This window comes from Chitinimonas sp. BJB300, from assembly GCF_002735695.1.
In the GTDB taxonomy this organism is placed as follows: domain Bacteria; phylum Pseudomonadota; class Gammaproteobacteria; order Burkholderiales; family Chitinimonadaceae; genus Chitinimonas.
The window spans coordinates 1-765 of the sequence record NZ_PDZH01000341.1 but is presented as its reverse complement, the minus strand read 5'-3'; the positions used below and the strand labels follow the sequence as shown (position 1 = coordinate 765).

Below are 765 nucleotides of genomic sequence, written 5' to 3'. Positions count from 1 at the left end.
TGAGCAGGTACTTCGCGCCGGCGCCGTAGCGGCGTTGGTCGGTGCCTTCCACGCTGTGTTCGGCATCGGCGTTCAGCGCGAAGCGGTCGGTCAACCAGTAGCCTGCCCCTAATCTGACAGTGGTCGAGTCCAGGGCTTGCGTCGTGGCGGCACCGGTCCTGCTGTTCACCGGGGCGAACACTGCGGTCTCCCGTCCGGTGAACGGGTCAAGGTAGGTGTTGTTCGCGCCATTGCCGAAGAAGCCGCCGTTGGGGGTGTTGCCGCTGCCCAGGGGGGCGGTATTCGAGGCGATCAGGGCAGTGCTCGGCATGCCGATGGTCTCTTCGGCGTGTTGCACCGAGAGGTCAAGCGTCAGCCGGTCAGTCGCCCGGAAGGCCACCCCAAGTTGCTGGCCTTCGCGGTTGGCATCCGTGGCGCGTTGTTCGCTGCGGATCGCTTCGCCATATACCTTGATGCTGTCGGTCACCTTCGCGACAGCCTTGACGCCAGCTTCACCCTGCCCGCCGCTGATGCCGGCGGTGGTGTTGTTGAAGCCGACTTCGCTGCGGTTGTAGTAGGCCTTGGCCTGCACCTGTTCACTGCGGTGCGCCAACTCCACCCGGACGGCGTCGCCATCGGCTTCCTTCTTCAACTCACCCGACAGCCCGCTCGGGGTGGTGTACACATTGTTGCCGACCGAGTAGGTCGTGGAGATCGTGCGGGCGAACTCGGCCACCAGGGCGGTGTGCTTGCCCATCTGGTAGCTGAGGTTGGCGCTACCCAGGC

The 765-nt window shown here is 65.1% G+C and carries 1 protein-coding gene; it reads right to left on the bottom strand.

What is annotated here, in order from left to right; genetic code table 11:
* The coding region (locus CSQ89_RS22780) for a hypothetical protein (protein WP_158229097.1) at window positions 1-765 on the bottom strand (765 nt) is incomplete at both ends.